At 67.7% G+C, this 16,631-nt stretch carries 16 protein-coding genes; all 16 read left to right on the forward strand.

Annotation, left to right across the window (positions count from 1 at the left end; genetic code table 11):
• Positions 1-173 precede the first annotated feature (173 nt).
• The 16 genes from VGN82_RS00020 to ccoS all read left to right on the forward strand — a co-directional run bounded on the left by VGN82_RS00020 (position 174) and on the right by ccoS (position 16,541).
• Complete coding sequence (locus tag VGN82_RS00020) at positions 174-1,001, forward strand: creatininase family protein (protein ID WP_327524920.1); 828 nt, start codon at positions 174-176, stop codon at positions 999-1,001.
• Positions 1,002-1,075: 74 nt separating this feature from the next.
• Complete coding sequence (locus VGN82_RS00025) at positions 1,076-2,134, forward strand: extracellular solute-binding protein (RefSeq protein WP_327524921.1); 1,059 nt, start codon at positions 1,076-1,078, stop codon at positions 2,132-2,134.
• Positions 2,135-2,263: 129 nt separating this feature from the next.
• On the forward strand, positions 2,264-3,319 hold the full coding sequence (locus VGN82_RS00030; RefSeq protein WP_327524922.1) for an ABC transporter ATP-binding protein: 1,056 nt from the start codon (positions 2,264-2,266) through the stop codon (positions 3,317-3,319).
• Positions 3,316-4,158, forward strand: a complete 843-nt coding sequence (locus VGN82_RS00035) for an ABC transporter permease (RefSeq protein WP_327524923.1) — start codon at positions 3,316-3,318, stop codon at positions 4,156-4,158. The genes VGN82_RS00030 and VGN82_RS00035 overlap by 4 nt, the downstream gene beginning before the upstream one ends.
• Positions 4,155-4,943, forward strand: a complete 789-nt coding sequence (locus VGN82_RS00040; protein WP_327524924.1) for an ABC transporter permease — start codon at positions 4,155-4,157, stop codon at positions 4,941-4,943. The genes VGN82_RS00035 and VGN82_RS00040 overlap by 4 nt, the downstream gene beginning before the upstream one ends.
• A 10-nt stretch (positions 4,944-4,953) precedes the next feature.
• Positions 4,954-5,634, forward strand: a complete 681-nt coding sequence (locus VGN82_RS00045) for an RraA family protein (RefSeq protein WP_327524925.1) — start codon at positions 4,954-4,956, stop codon at positions 5,632-5,634.
• Positions 5,635-5,645: 11 nt separating this feature from the next.
• Positions 5,646-7,322 carry a gamma-glutamyltransferase gene (gene ggt, locus VGN82_RS00050; RefSeq protein WP_327524926.1) on the forward strand — a complete coding sequence of 559 codons (1,677 nt, stop codon included), beginning with the start codon at positions 5,646-5,648 and terminating at the stop codon, positions 7,320-7,322.
• 59 nt (positions 7,323-7,381) lie between these two features.
• Positions 7,382-8,347, forward strand: coding sequence for a 2-hydroxyacid dehydrogenase (locus tag VGN82_RS00055; RefSeq protein ID WP_327524927.1), 966 nt, complete (start codon positions 7,382-7,384; stop codon positions 8,345-8,347).
• Between the two features lie 222 nt (positions 8,348-8,569).
• Positions 8,570-10,234 carry a cytochrome-c oxidase, cbb3-type subunit I gene (gene ccoN / locus VGN82_RS00060; RefSeq protein ID WP_327524928.1) on the forward strand — a complete coding sequence of 555 codons (1,665 nt, stop codon included), beginning with the start codon at positions 8,570-8,572 and terminating at the stop codon, positions 10,232-10,234.
• Positions 10,235-10,247: 13 nt separating this feature from the next.
• On the forward strand, positions 10,248-11,033 hold the full coding sequence (ccoO, locus tag VGN82_RS00065; RefSeq protein ID WP_327524929.1) for a cytochrome-c oxidase, cbb3-type subunit II: 786 nt from the start codon (positions 10,248-10,250) through the stop codon (positions 11,031-11,033).
• A gap of 11 nt (positions 11,034-11,044) precedes the next feature.
• Positions 11,045-11,200: a cbb3-type cytochrome c oxidase subunit 3 gene (locus tag VGN82_RS00070; RefSeq protein ID WP_327524930.1), complete on the forward strand. Its 156-nt coding sequence runs from the start codon at positions 11,045-11,047 to the stop codon at positions 11,198-11,200.
• Between the two features lie 4 nt (positions 11,201-11,204).
• A complete protein-coding gene (gene ccoP, locus VGN82_RS00075) occupies positions 11,205-12,092 on the forward strand; it encodes a cytochrome-c oxidase, cbb3-type subunit III (protein WP_327524931.1) in 888 nt (295 codons plus the stop codon).
• Between the two features lie 2 nt (positions 12,093-12,094).
• A complete protein-coding gene (ccoG, locus tag VGN82_RS00080) occupies positions 12,095-13,537 on the forward strand; it encodes a cytochrome c oxidase accessory protein CcoG (protein WP_327524932.1) in 1,443 nt (480 codons plus the stop codon).
• Between the two features lie 38 nt (positions 13,538-13,575).
• Positions 13,576-14,112, forward strand: a complete 537-nt coding sequence (locus tag VGN82_RS00085; protein WP_327524933.1) for a FixH family protein — start codon at positions 13,576-13,578, stop codon at positions 14,110-14,112.
• Positions 14,113-14,115: 3 nt separating this feature from the next.
• Entirely contained in the window at positions 14,116-16,323 is a 2,208-nt protein-coding gene (locus VGN82_RS00090) for a heavy metal translocating P-type ATPase (protein WP_327524934.1), read from the forward strand.
• The gene (ccoS, locus tag VGN82_RS00095) at positions 16,320-16,541 is read left to right on the forward strand and encodes a cbb3-type cytochrome oxidase assembly protein CcoS (RefSeq protein ID WP_327524935.1); all 222 of its coding nucleotides are present in this window, start codon (positions 16,320-16,322) and stop codon (positions 16,539-16,541) included. Before VGN82_RS00090 ends, ccoS begins: the two co-directional genes overlap by 4 nt.
• Positions 16,542-16,631: the final 90 nt, after the last annotated feature.

The following is a 16,631-nucleotide window of genomic DNA, read 5'->3' on the forward strand; positions in this document are numbered from 1 at the left end:
CGCGGCGCCCGCGCCACCATGGAGCAGGCTCCGCTGCTGCTGGTCTGGCCCTGCGCCGCGCTGACGCTCACCATCCTCGCCATGAACCTGCTCTGCGACGGCCTGCGCGACACGCTCGACCCGCGCACCGCCGGCCGCTGATCTCTCTCGTCTAGACCAACAAGGACCAAGCCATGGCTGCCAAGACCGATCCACTCGTCCATATGGGCACGATCACCGGGGGCGAGGCCCGCGAGATCTACAAGGACAACCCGATCATCCTGCTGCCGATGGGCAGCCAGGAGGACCAGGGTCCGCACGCCCCGATGGGCGACTACCTCCTCGCCGAGAAGATCGCCGAGCTCGCTGCGATCCGCGCCAGCAAGGCCGGAACGCGCACGCTCGTCGCGCCGGTCCTGCCCTTCGGCGGCGCCGACTGGTTCGGCCCGATGGTCGGCGGCATCGCGATCTCGCAGGCGACGCTGACCACGGTCATCGCCGAGATGGTCGACTCGCTGCATCGCAACGGCCTGACCCGGATCATCGTCATCAACGGCCACGGCGGCAATGTCGGCCCGATCTCGGAAGTCGCGCGCGAACTCTACCAGCGCGAGCAGATCGTACTGCCGAGCCTGTATCTCTGGCGCATCGGCTACGGCCTGCTGCCGGGCATACTCGGTGGCGCCGACAAGGCCGCGGCGGTCGCCGGGCACGGCTCCGACCCGCTGACCTCGATCGGCCTGCATCTCTTCCCCGAGCTGATCCGCAAGGACCTGATCCCGGACGGCAAGCCGCTGAAGAAGGACCCGGTGCTCGACCTGCAGTTCACGGGGCTCGGCCTGGCCAGCTTCGAGGGCCACGAGGTCGCGATGCCCAACGAATATGACGAGACTTACAATCTCGGCGTCGCCAAGGGCGATCCGCGCCTGTGCTCGGCCGAGACGGGCGCCGCCCTGACCGAGAAATTGACCGACATCTGCGCCCGCTTCGTCGCGCATTTCGCCAGCAAGGTCCCGGCCTGATCGCAACGGCGCCGCGGCTTCCGCGGCGCCGTTTCCACATCCGCCCGCGAATGCGCCAATCTCAGGAGGTCCCCATGCCGACACGCCGCCTCATTCTCCAGACGGGTCTCGCCACCATCGCCATGCCGGCGGTGCTGCGGGCGCAAGGCCTGACCGGGCAGATCACGCTGATGTCCTATGCCGGCATCTTCCAGGACAACTACACCAAGGCGGTGGTCGAGCCCTTCCTGGCCGCCAATCCCGGCGTGAAGGTGAACTATGCGCCCGGCGGTACCTCCGCGCAGATGGTCGGCTCGGTCCGCGCTCAGAAGGCCGATCCGCAGATCGACGTCGTCATCATGGATGTCACCACCTCCAGCATCGGCAACATCGAGGGCCTGTTCGAGAAGCTGACGCCCGCCGAGTTTCCGGTCCTCGAGGAACTTGCGCCGGAGGCGCGCGCGGCCGGCGGCGAGTTCGGCCCCGCCGTGACCTTCGACCATCTCGTGCTGGTCTACGACACCCAGAACCTCAAGCCGCCGCTCGCGAAGCTCGCCGACCTCTGGCGGCCGGACCTGAAGGGCCAGATCGCGCTCTCGGCCCCACCGAACATCCAGGGGCTGGCCCTCACCGCCATGGTCGAGAAGATGGAGGGCGGCGACCATCGCAAGTCGATCGACGCGGCGATGAAGCGCCTCAAGGAGCTTGCCCCTTCGGTCAACACCTTCGAGCCCAATCCGGATGGCTACTCGCTGATCCTGAACGGCGTTGCCAAGGTCGCGACGGGCTGGAACGCCCGCTCGCAGCTCTACGGCGACCAATCCGGCGGCAAGATCGGCACGCTGCTGCCGCCCGAGGGCTCGGTCTTCCAGATCAACACGATCAACCTGACCGCCGGCTCGAAGAACCGGGCGGCCGCTGCAGCTTTCGTGAAATACGCCCTGTCGCAGCCGGCGCAGAAGGCCTTCACCGAGCGCATGTTCTACGCGCCGACCAATGCCAAGGCCCAGATCGATCCGAAGGCTGTGGCACGCACGGCGGCGGCACCCGAAAGCCGCGCCAACATGATCCCGCTCGACTGGAACGACATCCTCAAGGTGCGCGACCAGTGGAACAACCGCTGGCGCCGCGAGGTCATCACGGCGGCACGGTGAACCGCTCCCGCGGCGTCCTGCTCGCTGCCGTGGCGAGCAGCCACGCCTTGAACATTGCCCTCGACGAAGAATGACATGGATGGTCGGGACAAGCCCGACCATGACGGAACAGCCCGGAACATCTTGGTCATGAGCTATCTCGAACTGGCCGGCCTGCAGAAGCGCTATGGCAGCGCCGTCGCGGTCGACGATGTCTCGCTGTCGGTCGCGAAGGGCGAGTCCGTCGCCCTGCTCGGCCCTTCCGGCTGCGGAAAGACCACGACTTTGCGCATGCTCGCCGGGCTGATCGATCCCGATCGCGGCACCATCCGCGTCGACGGCAGCGAGATCACGAAGCTGCCGGCACACAAGCGCAACATGGGCTATGTCTTCCAGTCCTATGCACTGTTTCCGCATCTGAGCGTCGCGCGCAATGTCGCCTTCGGGCTGGAGGAGCGCGGCGTCGGCAAGGCCGAGATCACCAGGCAGGTCGAGGAAGGGCTGGCGCTGGTCCGCCTCTCCGGCCTCGGCGGCAGGCGGCCGCGCGAACTCTCCGGCGGACAGCAGCAGCGCGTCGCGCTGGCCCGCGCGCTGGTGATCCACCCCTCCGTGCTACTGCTCGACGAATCGCTCTCAAATCTCGACGCCAAGCTGCGCGACACGATGCGCCACGAGATCCGCTCGATTCAGCGCTCGCTCGGCATCACCACCCTCTTCGTCACCCACGACCAGGTCGAGGCGCTGACGATGTGCGACCGCATCGCCGTGATGAATCGCGGCCGCATCGCCCAGATCGGCACGGCCGAGGACATTTACGAGCGCCCGGCCACCCGCTTCGTCGCCGAGTTCGTCGGCCGGGCGAACGCCTTGCCCGCGACGCGCGACAGCGACGGCAAGGTCCTGCTCTGGGGCGCCTCGCAGCCGGTTGCGGCGCCGCCGCAGGGCGAGTTCGATCTCTTCGTGCGCCCGCAGCGCATGCGTCTCGTGCCCGTTTCCGAACCGGCCGGCGGCTCGACCGTGCGTGTCGCCGGCCGCGTGCTGCGTAGCGTTTTCGTCGGCGACCATGTCGAGGTACTCGTCGAGGGCGCGGGCGGGCAACTCACCGTCGAAATGCCCTCGGGCACCACAGCCCCTGCGGAGGGCGCGGAGATCGCGGTGATCTGGCAGGCGCAGGACAGCCTGCCCTTCGCGCGCGAGGCGGCATGATCGGCGTCGCCCGCCTTCCGCTCCTGCTGGTTCCGGCGGGGCTCTTCGTTCTGGCCATCTATGCCTGGCCGACGCTGCTGCTCCTGCGCAACGGCTTCAACGAGGTCGGGCCGACCGGCGCGATGATCGAGGCCTGGTCGCTGAAGACGGCGGCCGATACCTTCGCCGACGGCTTCACTTTCGAGCTGACGCTGAACTCCCTGCAGCTCTCGCTCAGCGCGACCACCATCGCGCTCGCCCTGTCCTATCCGCTCTCGCTCTTCCTGTTCCGCACGAATTCGCGCTTTCGCGGCCTGCTCGCGGTAATCGCGATCCTGCCCATGCTGATTTCGAGCGTCGTGCGCGTCTTCGGCTGGCTCGCCATTCTCGGCGATCGCGGCCTCGTCAACACGCTGCTGCAGTCGCTCGGACTGATCTCGGCTCCGCTTCGCCTCGTCTTCAACTGGACGGGCGTCACCATCGGCCTCGCCGAGAGCATCATGCCCTACATGATCCTGGCGCTGCTTGCCGGCTTCGGCCAGCTCGACCGCACGCTCGAGGAAGCTTCGCGCTCGCTCGGCGCCTCGCCCCTGCGCACCTTCTGGCGGGTCACGCTGCCGCTCAGCCTGCCGGCGCTCGCGCTCGCCGCCGGCCTCGGCTTCGTGCTCTCGATGTCGGCCTACATCACGCCTAAGCTGCTCGGCGGTGGGCGCGTCTTCGTGCTGGCGACCGAGATCTTCGAGCAGGCGACGACCAACACGAACTGGCCGGTCGCGGCCGTGCTGGCGATCTACACGCTCGGCCTGCTGCTTCTGCTGCTGGTCCTCTCCAACCTGCTGGCGCGGGGGTTGAAGCGATGAACGGCGCCGGCACCGTCCTCTCCGGCCTCGCCGCACTGGTCTATGCGCTGATCCTGGCGCCGATCGTCGTCGTGGTGATGCTCGCCTTCTCGGCCGACAACTTCATCCTGTTCCCGCCATCCGGCTATTCGCTGCGCTGGTTCCAGGCTCTGGCGTCTCATGCGCCGCTGCTTTCGGCGCTGTGGCTGAGCGTGCAGGTCGCCAGTGTAGTGACGCTCTTGTCGCTCGCGATCGGCGTCCCGGCCGCACTGGCGCTGGCCAAGGGCGAGTTCCGCGGCAAGGACGCGCTGACCGGCTTCTTCCTGGCACCGCTGCTGCTGCCGACCCTGATCACCGGCCTCGCTTTGCTGCTCTTCTTCACGCCCCTGCGGCTGACGGCAACGCTTCCCGGCCTCGTGCTCGGGCACATGACCGTGACCGTGCCCTTCGTCATCCGGATGATGACGACGGCGCTGTCCACCCTGCCGCACGACATCGAGGCCGCAGCCGCGACGCTCGGCGCCCCGCCCTGGCGCGTGGTACGACGGGTGACGCTGCCTTTGGCGACGCCGGGCCTGATCGCCTGCGCCTGCCTGTCCTTCCTGCTGTCCTTCGACGAGACCGTGATCTCGCTCTTCATCTCGGGCCCGCGCGCCTCGACGCTGCCGGTCGAGATGGTCCGCTATGTCGAGGGCCGCACCGACCCGCTGATCGCCGCCCTGTCCGTCGTCCTCATCATCGCCACGTTGATCGTCGTCGTCGCGGTCGAGCGCCTTGTCGGCGTCGCCCGCGCGGTCGGCAAATAGGAGAGAGACCATGCCCGACTACCGTATCGCCCCCATGCCGGAACAGCTCCCGGCGGCCCTCGTCGAGAAGCTGCAGAAGGTCGAGACCGCCACCGTCGGCCATTCCCAGCACTGGGGCTTCATGGACCGCGGCATCCAGCCGCTGCTGCGCGGCAAGCGCATCGCCGCCGCTGCCGTGACCCTCGCCATCCCCGGGCAGGACTCGACGCTGCTGCACCACACGCTCGGCCTGCTGCGGCCGGGCGACATCCTCGTCGTCGACAGGCTGGGCGACGACAAGCATGCCTGCTGGGGCGGCGGCGTCACCGTCGCAGCCAAGGCTGCCGGCGCGATCGGCGGCATCGTCGATGGCCCCTGCACCGACCTGACCGAGATCGAGGATTCGGACTTCCCGATGTGGTGCCGGGGCATGTCTCCGATCACGACGCGCCTCTACAATCTCGGCGGCACGCTGAACCTGCCGATTTCCTGCGGAAATGTCCCGGTGAAGGCGGGAGACGTCATCCTCGCCGACGAGTCCGGCGTGCTCGTGCTGCCGCGTGACGAGGCCGAGGCGATCGCGGATGCGGCGATCGCCCGGCAGGAGCGTGGTGAACGTTCTCAGGACCGCGTCCGTAAGGGCGAGAAGCTCGGCGACATCTCCGGCGCGACCAAGATGGTGCTCGACGCGCTCGCGGCGGCCAAGGGCTGAGGTCCGAGCTCATGAACGCCATCGCTCCCACCCCGCGCATCACGAGCTTCACCTGCGAGAAGCGCCCGGCGACCGGCTCGCGCGGCATGGTCGTGACCAACCATCCGCTCGCCTCGGCCGCCGGCTCGCAGATGCTGCTCGCCGGCGGGAACGCGGTCGATGCGGCGGTGGCATCGCTCTTCGCCTTGACGGTAGTCGAGCCGATGATGGTCGGCATCCTCGGCGGCGGCCTGAGCCATATCCGGATGGCCGACGGCCGCCATGTCGTGCTCGACGGGCTCTCGACCGCCCCGCTGCGCGCGACGCCGGACATGTATGACTGCCTCTCCGACGAGATCGGCAAGCAGCGCGATGTCCGCGACCGCGAGAATGTCGTCGGCCCGAAGGCCGTCGCCGTTCCCGGCGCGCTCGCCGGCTGGTGCGAGGCGCTGGCGCGCTTCGGCACGCTGCCCCTGGCCGACGTGCTCCAACCCGCGATCGCGCTGGCCGAGCGCGGTTTCGTGGTGACGCCGTATCTCTCCAACTGCATCGCCGACAATGTCGCAGACCTGTCGCGCGACCCGGGTCTCACGGCGCTGCTCTTGAAGGACGGCAAGGCGATCCCCGCCGGGTCCCGGCTGGTGCAGACGGATTATGCCGCAAGCCTGCGCCTGATCGCCGAGCTTGGCCCCGCTGCGCTGTATGACGGTCCGCTCGGCAAGGCGCTGACCGATTTCATGGCGGCCAAAGGCGGCCTGATCGGCCAGGACGACCTCACCGCCTTCAAGGTCGAGACGCGTGAGCCGATCCGAGGCAGCTATCGCGGCTACGAGATTGTCGGCCCGCCGCCCCCGGCCTCCTCCGGCGTTCATGTCGCGCAGATGCTCAACATCCTCGAAGGCTACGACATCGGCGCGCTCGGCTTCGGCTCGCCCGATGGCGTGCATCTGCTGGCGGAGGCGCTCAAGATCGCCTTTGCCGACCGCGCCGTCGCGACCGCCGACCCCGCCTTCGTCAAGGTCCCGGTCGCCAGGCTGATCGACAAGGCCTATGCCGACGAACGCCGCGCGCTGATCGCGATGAACGAGGCGAAGGCCTGGTCACCGGGGCTGGCGCCGGGCGAGTCGCATGACACCACCCATGTCACGGTCGCCGATGCCGACGGCAACGTCGTCACCGCGACGCAGACCATCAACGGCCTCTTCGGTGCCTGCACCCAGATTCCCGGCACGGGCATGCTGACGAACAACTACATGTTCAACTTCGATCCGCATCCCGGCCGCGCGCTCTCGATCGCGCCCGGCAAGCGCGTCTTCACCTCGATGGCGCCGATGATCGTGCTGAAGGACGCCAAGCTCTGCTTTGCGCTCGGCCTGCCCGGCGCGTTGCGCATCTTCCCGTCGGCCCTGCAGGCGATCGTCAACCTGATCGACCACGGCATGAGCCTGCAGGAAGCGGTCGAGGCGCCGCGCATCTGGACCGAAGGCGGCGCGCTTGAACTGGAGGAAGCCTTCCCGGAAGCCGTTGCCGAGGCGCTCCGGGCGCGCGGCCACCGCATCGTCCCGATGCCCCGCATTGCCGGCGGCATGAACGCGATCCGCTTCAACGAGGACGGCACGCTGACCGGCGCCGCCTGCTGGCGCGCCGACGGCACCCCCGTCGCCATTTCCGGCGGGCTCGCCCGCGCCGGAGCGCGCTTCACGATCTGAGCCCGCGGCGCGCCCACCGCCCGCTTCCACCACGACCGATCCGAGAAAAGAACGACCCTATGACCGAAACCATCTGCCTCCTCGACATGACCACCCCCGCGCGCGCCGAGAAGCTGCGTGCGCTGCTGCCGCCGGGCTTCGTGCTGACCCATGGCACCGAGCGCGGCGACGAGCACATGAAGCAGATCATCGCGGAAGCGGACTATGCGATCTCCGGCCAGGTCGCCGTCTCCGGCGACGTGCTGCGCGCGGCGAAGAAGCTGAAGCTCCTGCACAAATGGGGCGTCGGCTACGACAACATCGACGTCGCCACGGCGAAGGAGCTCGGCATCAAGGTCGCGCGCACCACCGGCAGCAACGCGCTGCCGGTCGCCGAATTCACGATCGGCCTGATGCTCTCGACATTGCGCTATATCGGCTACGGCCATGCCGAGCTGAAGAAGGGCCACTGGAGCACCGGCCATTTGCCCGGCGACACCTTCATGCTCTCGGGCAAGACGGTCGGCATCGTCGGTTTCGGCGCGATCGGCCAGAACGTCGCCAAGCTGCTCAAGGGCTTCGGCTGCACGATCCTCTATTCAAAGCGCCAGCCGCTCAGTGCTGCGGAGGAAGCCGCGCTCGGCGTCAAATACGCCACGATCGACGAGATCCTGGCGCAGTCGGACGTCGTCTCGCTGCATTGCCCGCTGACGCCGGAAACCGCCAACCTGATCGACACCAGGGCCTTCGCCGCGATGAAGAAGACCGCCGTGCTGATCAACTGCGCGCGTGGCGGCGTCGTCAACGAGGCCGAACTGGTCGTTGCCCTGCGCAATCGCGAGATCGCGGGCGCGGCGATGGACGTCTATGCGATCGAGCCGTTGCCGGCCGACAGCGAGTTGCTCACGCTCGACAACCTCGTCGTCACGCCGCATCTCGCCGCGATGGCCGCCGACAACTTCGCCCCGACCGTGTCGCGCATGTTCGCCAACATCGCCCATGTCTCGCGCGGCGAACCCGTCCCGGCCAAGGATGTCGTGGTCTGAGCGCCCTCGAACGAAGCAGTCGCCCGTTCGCGTGACGATCACGCGATCAGACAACAGGCCCGGAGCACTTTTCGATCCCGCCGGATCGACAAATCCTCCGGGCCGCGACGCCGCACCGCGGCAACCCGCTTGACCTGAATCAAGGCCCATAGACCCCGCCATCGCTAAGTGTTGCCCCTGACGGCCTGCGCCAGGAGCGCGGCAGAACTGCGGGGACTGGGCATGGCGGCGGGCAATCCGATCAGACACGCGACGATAGGCGAGATCGCCGGCATGATGCTGGCGGCGGCGGCATTCCTCGGGCTGCTGCTCATCGCCGCGCAAACCGAGCACTCGGGCTACGCCTTCCATGCCGCGGTCGGCATGGCGGCGGCTCTGGTCTCGATCTTCATGATTGGGAATCGCTGCTTCAGGCCAGGCACGGGCCCGGCCCCGCAGGAGATCGACGGCCGGCCCAACTACAACATGGATCCGGTCAAGTTCGGCACCATCGCCGCGATGTTCTGGGGCATCGCCGGCTTCACCGTGGGGCTGATCATCGCCCTGCAGCTCGCCTATCCGGCGCTCAACTTCGATCTGCCCTGGATCAATTTCGGCCGGCTGCGGCCGCTGCACACCTCGGCGGTGATCTTCGCCTTCGGCGGCAACGTGCTGATCGCGACCTCGTTCTACGTCGTACAGCGCACCTCGCGGGCGCGCCTCGCGGGTGATCTGTCGCCCTGGTTCGTCGTCCTCGGGTACAACCTCTTCATCGTCATCGCCGGCACGGGCTATCTGCTCGGCATCACCCAGAGCAAGGAATACGCCGAACCCGAATGGTATGCCGATCTCTGGCTGACAATCGTCTGGGTCGTCTATCTCTTCGTCTTCCTGGCGACGCTGGCGAAGCGCAAGGAACCGCACATCTATGTGGCGAACTGGTTCTACCTAGCCTTCATCCTGACCATCGCCGTCCTGCATGTCGGCAACAACCTGGCGCTGCCGATCTCGGTCCTGTCGCCGCGCTCCTACATCGTCTGGTCGGGCGTGCAGGATGCCATGTTCCAGTGGTGGTACGGCCACAACGCGGTCGGCTTCTTCCTCACCGCCGGCTTCCTCGCGATCGTCTACTATTTCATCCCCAAGCGCGCGAACCGGCCGGTCTACAGCTATCGCCTCTCGATCATCCACTTCTGGGCGCTGATCTTCCTCTACATCTGGGCCGGGCCGCACCACCTGCACTACACCGCCCTGCCGGACTGGGCCCAGACGCTCGGCATGACCTTCTCGATCATGCTCTGGATGCCCTCCTGGGGCGGCATGATCAACGGCGTCATGACCCTGTCCGGCGCCTGGGACAAGCTACGCACCGACCCGGTCCTGCGCATGATGGTCGTCTCGCTCGCCTTCTACGGCATGTCGACCTTCGAGGGTCCGCTGATGTCGATCAAGGCGGTCAACTCGCTGTCGCACTACACCGACTGGACGATCGGCCATGTCCATTCCGGCGCGCTCGGCTGGGTCGCCTACATTTCCTTCGGCGCGATCTACTGCCTGGTTCCGTGGCTCTGGAACCGCAAGGAACTGTATTCGAACAAGCTCGTGAACTGGCACTTCTGGATCTCGACGCTCGGCATCGTGTTCTACATCTGCGCGATGTGGGTTTCGGGCATCCTCCAGGGCCTCATGTGGCGGGCCTACACCTCGCTCGGCTTCCTCGAATACTCCTTCATCGAGACGGTCGCCGCGATGCACCCCTTCTATGTCATCCGCGCGCTCGGCGGCGCCCTGTTCCTGACCGGCGCGCTGATCATGGCTTTCAATCTCTGGATGACGGTCTGGCACGGAACTGTGGGCGCCTCGCAGGCGGACCCGATGCCGCAGCCGCAGCTCGTCCCGGCCGAGTAGAGGAACGCTCCCCATGTCGAGTTCTGACCTGTCCGCGGCCTCGCCGCAGAAGTCCCTGCCGCGCAAGTCGCTCTGGGCCAAGCACAAGATCTTCGAGACCAACTCCATCGTCCTGATCATCGGCACGCTGCTGGTGATCTCGGTCGGGGGTCTGGTCGAGATCGCGCCGCTCTTCTACCTGAAGAACACGATCGAGAAGGTCGAAGGCATGCGGCCCTATACTCCGCTCGAGCTCGCCGGCCGCGCGATCTATGTGCGCGAGGGCTGCTACAACTGCCACAGCCAGATGATCCGACCACTGCGCGACGAGATCGAGCGCTACGGGCATTACTCGCTCGCCGCCGAGAGCATGTATGACAAGCCCTTCCAGTGGGGCTCCAAGCGCACCGGCCCGGATCTCGCCCGCGTCGGCGGCAAGTACTCCGACGAGTGGCAGCGCGGCCACCTCGCCGAGCCGCGCGCGCTGGTGCCGCAGTCGATCATGCCGGGCTACCCCTTCCTGGCCAAGACCGACCTCAAGTTCGGCGACATCGCCGATGATCTGCGCGCCAACCGCGGCGGCGGCGTGCCCTACACCGACGAGATGATCGCGCAGGCCGAGACCGATCTGCGCGCCCAGGCGACCCCCGACCACCCGAAGGCCGGCAAGCTCGAGGCGCGCTACCCGAAGGTGCAGGCCCGCGACTTCGACGGCGACCCCGGCCGCATCACCGAGGCCGACGCGCTGATCGCCTATCTCCAGGTCCTCGGCACGCTCGTCGACTTCAAGCTCTACGACGGCAAAGCCAACATCCGCTGAGCGAGGTCATCATGGACGCAACCTATCTCTGGCTCGCGCGCTTCGCCCAGTCCGCCGGCCTCCTCTACTTCGTGGGCATCTTCCTGGCCGTCTGCCTCTACGCCTTCTGGCCGTCCAATCGCGGCCGCTTCGAGCAGGCCGCCCGCACCCCGCTGCAGGACGATTGAGCCCATGAACAAGCACCACGACACGGATCACCAGATCGACGCCCATAGCGGTCAGACCATGACCGACCATGAATGGGACGGCATCCGCGAACTCAATACGCCGCTGCCGCGCTGGTGGCTCGGCATCTTCTACGCCACGATCGTCTGGTCGATCGGCTACTGGGTGGTCTACCCCGCCTGGCCGCTGATCAGCGACGCCACCAAGGGCGTGATCGGCTATGCCTCGCGCATCGAGATCGCCAAGGATCTCGCGCTCCTTCAGCAGCATCGCGCCACCCAGGCGAGCGGGCTGGCCGAGGCCTCGCTCGAGCAGATCAAGGCCGATCCCGCTCTGTTCCGCATCGCGATGGCGCAGGGCAAGGCCGCCTTCGGCGACAATTGCGCCGCCTGCCACGGCGTCGGCGGCGCCGGTGCCAAGGGCTATCCCAACCTGAACGACGACGACTGGCTCTGGGGCGGCACGCTCGCCGACATTCACCAGACGCTGCAGCACGGCATCCGCGTCGCCGGCAACGGCGACACCCGCATCAGCCAGATGCCGGCCTTCGGCAAGGATGGCATGCTCAAGCCGGCCGAGATCCGCGCCGTCGCCAACCATGTCCGCGAACTGGCCCACCTGCCGCCGGAGCCCAAGGCCGATCTGGCCAAGGGCCGTGAGCTGTTCGCCGCCAACTGCGCCGCCTGTCATGGCGACGCCGGCAAGGGCAACAGGGAACTCGGCGCGCCCGACCTAACCGACGCGATCTCACTCTACGGCATGGACATGGCCTCGCTCACGGAGACCATCACCAACAGCCGCGCCGGCGTGATGCCGTCCTGGGGCCAGCGCCTCGACCCCACCACGCTGAAGGCCCTGACCGTCTACGTGCATTCGCTCGGCGGGGGTCAGTAGTCATGGCGGTTCGAGATGCCGAGACAGAGGACGTTCCGCTCTTCGCGGCGTCGAAGAAGGTCTATCCGCAAAGCGTGACCGGCCCCTACCGGCGCGCCAAATGGATGATCCTCGCCCTCTGTCTCGGCATCTACTACCTGCTGCCCTTCCTGCGCTGGGACCGGGGACCGAACCTGCCCAACCAGGCGGTTCTGGCCGATCTCGCCAACGCCCGCTTCTACTTCTTCTTCATCGAGCTCTGGCCGCAGGAGGTCTACTACTTCACCGGCCTGCTGATCCTGGCCTCTTTCGTCCTGTTCCTGATGAACGCCGTCGCCGGTCGCATCTGGTGCGGCTATCTCTGCCCCCAGACCGTCTGGACCGACCTCTTCCTCACCGTCGAGCGCTTCTTCGAGGGTGACCGGCGCGAGCGCATCAAGCGCGACGAAGGCCCCTGGGACGCCGACAAGATCTGGCGCAAGAGCGCGAAGCACACGGTCTGGCTGCTGATCGCCTGGTGGACCGGCGGCGCCTGGGTGCTCTACTTCGCCGACGCCCCGACGCTGGTGCGCCAGCTGGCGAGCTTCGAGGCGCCCGTCACGGCTTACGCCTTCATCGCGATCCTGACCTTCACGACCTATACGCTCGCCGGCATCATGCGCGAGCAGGTCTGCACCTATATGTGCCCGTGGCCGCGCATCCAGGCTGCGTTGACCGACGACGAAGCCCTCAACGTGACCTATCGTTACGATCGCGGCGACCCGCGCGCCTCGCTGCGCCAGGCGGAGCGCCTGCGCAAGCAGGGCGAGCCCGCCGGCGACTGCGTCGACTGCCGGCAATGCGTCGTGGTCTGCCCCACCGGCATCGACATTCGCAATGGCGCCCAGCTCGACTGCATCCAGTGCGGCCTGTGCATCGACGCCTGCGACAACGTCATGGACAAGATCGGTCGCCCGAAAGGGCTGATCGGCTATGACACCGAGGACAACGTCAAGCGCCGCATCGCCGGAGAGAAGCCGGTCTACCGGCCGCTGCGTCTGCGCACGATGACCTATGCCGCACTGATCCTGCTGGTCGGCGGCGCCATGGTCTGGCAGCTCGCCACGCGCCGCACGCTTGAGCTCTCGGTCCTGCACGAACGCGCACCGCTCTTCGTCAGGCTGAGCGACGGCTCGATCCGCAATGCCTACACCATCAGGATCCTGAACAAGCGGCCGCATGAGCGCCCCTTCGCGCTCACGGTCGAAGGCCTGCCGGGCTTGCGCATCGAGACGGTCGGCGTCACCGCGACGGCCGATCTGCGCCCGATCGTGACGGTCGACCCCGATTCCTCGCGCGAGGTCCGCGTGCTCGTGACGCTGCCGGCCGACGGCCATCCCCAAAAATCCCAGACGATCACCTTCACCGCCGCCGACCTGTTCGCCGGGGAGACCGTGACCGCCCAGGACCACTTCATCGCGCCTTGAGGGGGAGACGCCCCATGTCCTGTTGCGGAGCCTTCATCATGCCGATCGATCTGACAGCCCCCGCCGAGCGCCCGCCAAGCCGCCCCGCCCGCCGCCCCTCCCACCTCAGCGGCCGCATGGTGCTCGCTTGCATGGTCGGCTTCTTCCTGGTCATCGCGGGCGTCAATGCCGCGATGATGACCATCGCCATCCGCACCATGCCGGGGGTCGACGTGAAGAGCGCCTACGAGACCAGCCAGCGCTTCAATGGCGAGATCGCCCGCATGCAGGCCCAGGCGGATCGCGGCTGGCAGGCCGGCGCGGAGCTGCGCCGGATCGGCGCCGATGCCGCGGTGACACTTTCCCTGCGCGACCGCACCGGCGCGCCCGTCACCGGTCTTGCCGTCCGCGCGAGGCTCGAACACCCCGCCGCCCGTCGCGAGGACCACGAGGCGACCCTCGGCGAGACCGCAGCCGGCGACTACGCCACCACCATCCCCTCTGTCCATGGCGGCGGCTGGACCCTCGCGATCACTGCCACGCGCGGCGAGGAGCAGGTCTTCGTCTCGCGCAGCCGCGTCATCCTGAAGGATTGAGCCATGGCCACGCAGCAGGATCTCTCGGTCTTCGTCCGTCATGGTGAAGGTGGGGTGGCCGGGATGGAACTGGCCGTCGAGGGCATTCGCTGCGCCGGCTGCATGCAGGCAATCGAAAGCGGACTCGGCCGCGACGCCGCGATCCTGAAGGCGCGCGTCAACCTCGCACTGAAGCGTGTCACGGTGGAATGGCGCGAAGGTGCGCTCAGGCCGGAAGGCGTGATCGAGCGCCTCGCCGCACTCGGCTTCAAGGCCTATCCGTTCCTGCCCTCGGCCGAGCGCGACAGCGTCACGCAGGAGGAGAAGCGGCTCCTGCGCTACCTCGCGGTGGCGGGCTTCGCCTCGATGAACATCATGCTGCTTTCGGTCTCGGTCTGGTCCGGCAACAGCAGCGACATCAGCCCCGTCACGCGCGACTTCTTCCACTGGCTCTCCGCCCTGATCGCCCTGCCCACGGCTGCCTATGCCGGGCGGCCCTTCTTCGAGAGCGCGCTTCGGGCCTTGCGGGCCGGAGCCGTCAACATGGACGTGCCGATCACGCTCGGCGTCGTGCTGGCGCTCGGCATGTCCGTGGTGGAGACCGCCAACCACTCCCACCACGCCTATTTCGACGGCGTGATGATGCTGCTCTTCTTCCTGCTGATCGGCCGCTATCTCGACCAGCTGACGCGCCGCCGCACGCGCGACCTCGCCGGCAATCTGGCCGCTCTCAAAGCCGAGACCGCTACGCGGCTGGCGGACGACGGCACGACGACCATCGTTCCGATCGCGGCCGTCGCCCCCGGCGACCTCGTGCTCGTCCAGCCCGGCGAGCGCATCGGCGTCGACGGCCTCGTCGAGACTGGCCGCTCCGAGATCGACCGCAGCCTCGTCACCGGCGAGACGGACCCCGCCGCGATCGCGGCTGGCGGGCAGGTCCATGCCGGCACGATGAACCTTTCCGGTGCGCTCACCATCCGCGTCGAGGCCGCAGGTTCCGGCACGCTGCTGGACGAGATCGACAAGCTGATGGCGCAGGCCGTAGAGAGTCGCTCGCGCTATGTCCGTCTCTCGGATCGGGCGGCCAGGCTCTACGCTCCGGTCGTGCACACCATCGCCTTCGCCACGCTCGTCGGCTGGATCGCCTTTGGGCTGGCCTGGCAGCAGGCGCTGATCATCGCGATCACCGTGCTGATCATCACCTGCCCCTGCGCGCTCGGACTCGCCATTCCGGCTGTCCAGGTCGTCGCCGCCTCCGCCCTCTTCCGCCGCCAGGTCATGCTGAAGGAGGGCGATGCGCTTGAGCGACTGGCCGAAGCCGACGTGGTGGTCTTCGACAAGACCGGCACGCTGACCCTGCCCGAGCCGGACCTGCTGAATGCCGGCCTGATCGATGCCGGCGCCATGCGGGCGGCAGCCGGTCTGGCGGCGGCAAGCCGCCACCCCCTCGCCCAGGCGATCAGCCGCGCGGCGGGCAGCCCGACGCCCTTGGCCGATACGCAAGAGCATCACGGCCTCGGCCTCTCCGCCATTGTCGATGGCGACGAGATGCGCCTCGGCAGCGCTGCCTTCTGCGGCGCCGAGGACCTCGCAGAGCAGGTCGGGGCCGCATTCCCCCCCGCCTCGCTGATCGCCTGGCGGCATCGCGAAGCCCGGGTCGTCTTCGCCGTCGGCCAGCGCTTGCGTCCGGACACGGGAGCCTGTGTCGATGCGCTCCGCCGTCTCGGGCTCGAAGTGATGATCCTCTCCGGCGACCGCGAGACCACCGTCGCGACCGTCGCCGGCGATCTTGGCATCGACAGTTGGAAAGCGGGTCTTCGCCCCGACGAGAAGCTGCACGTGCTCGACGGCCTCGCGGCCAGCGGCCGCAAGGTGCTGATGGTCGGGGACGGTCTGAACGATGCCCCGGCGCTGGCAAAAGCGCATGTCTCGGTCTCGCCGATCAGCGCCACGCATCTCGCCCAAGCCGCCGCCGACATCGTCTTCCTTGGCGACAGCCTGATGCCCATCGCGGCCAGCATCGGCATCGCTCGCAAGGCGCGTGGCCTGATGATGCAAAATCTCTGGTTCGCGGTCCTCTACAATGCGGTTGCGGTCCCGATCGCGATCGCTGGGCTGGCAACTCCCCTCGTCGCCGCCGCCGCCATGTCGGGCTCTTCGCTGGTCGTGACCGTCAACGCCCTGCGCGCGGCGAGAAGGGCGCCGGAAACTCTGCAGAAGGCTGCGTCATGAACATTCTCGTGATCCTGTTTCCGCTGGCGCTGGGACTGGGGCTGGCAGGACTTGGGGCTTTCTTCTGGTGCATGCGCAACGGCCAGTATGCCGACCTCGAAGGCTCGGGCTGGCGCGTGCTGCAGGATGACGATCTCGGGCTCGACACCGCCGCCGGCGAGACGCCAGCCGATGTCGCGCCGCGGCCAGCGCGGCCCGCTCCCGTTCCGCTTCATTGACAGGCGCGGCGATCTGAAACATTGGGTTTGGCCTCCCGGGGATCGTTTCCGACGCTCTCCTGCCATCACGCGCCCCGAGGGGCGGCGAGC

Origin of the sequence: Allobosea sp., assembly GCF_035999205.1 — a bacterium.
Classification (GTDB): Bacteria; Pseudomonadota; Alphaproteobacteria; order Rhizobiales; family Beijerinckiaceae; genus Allobosea.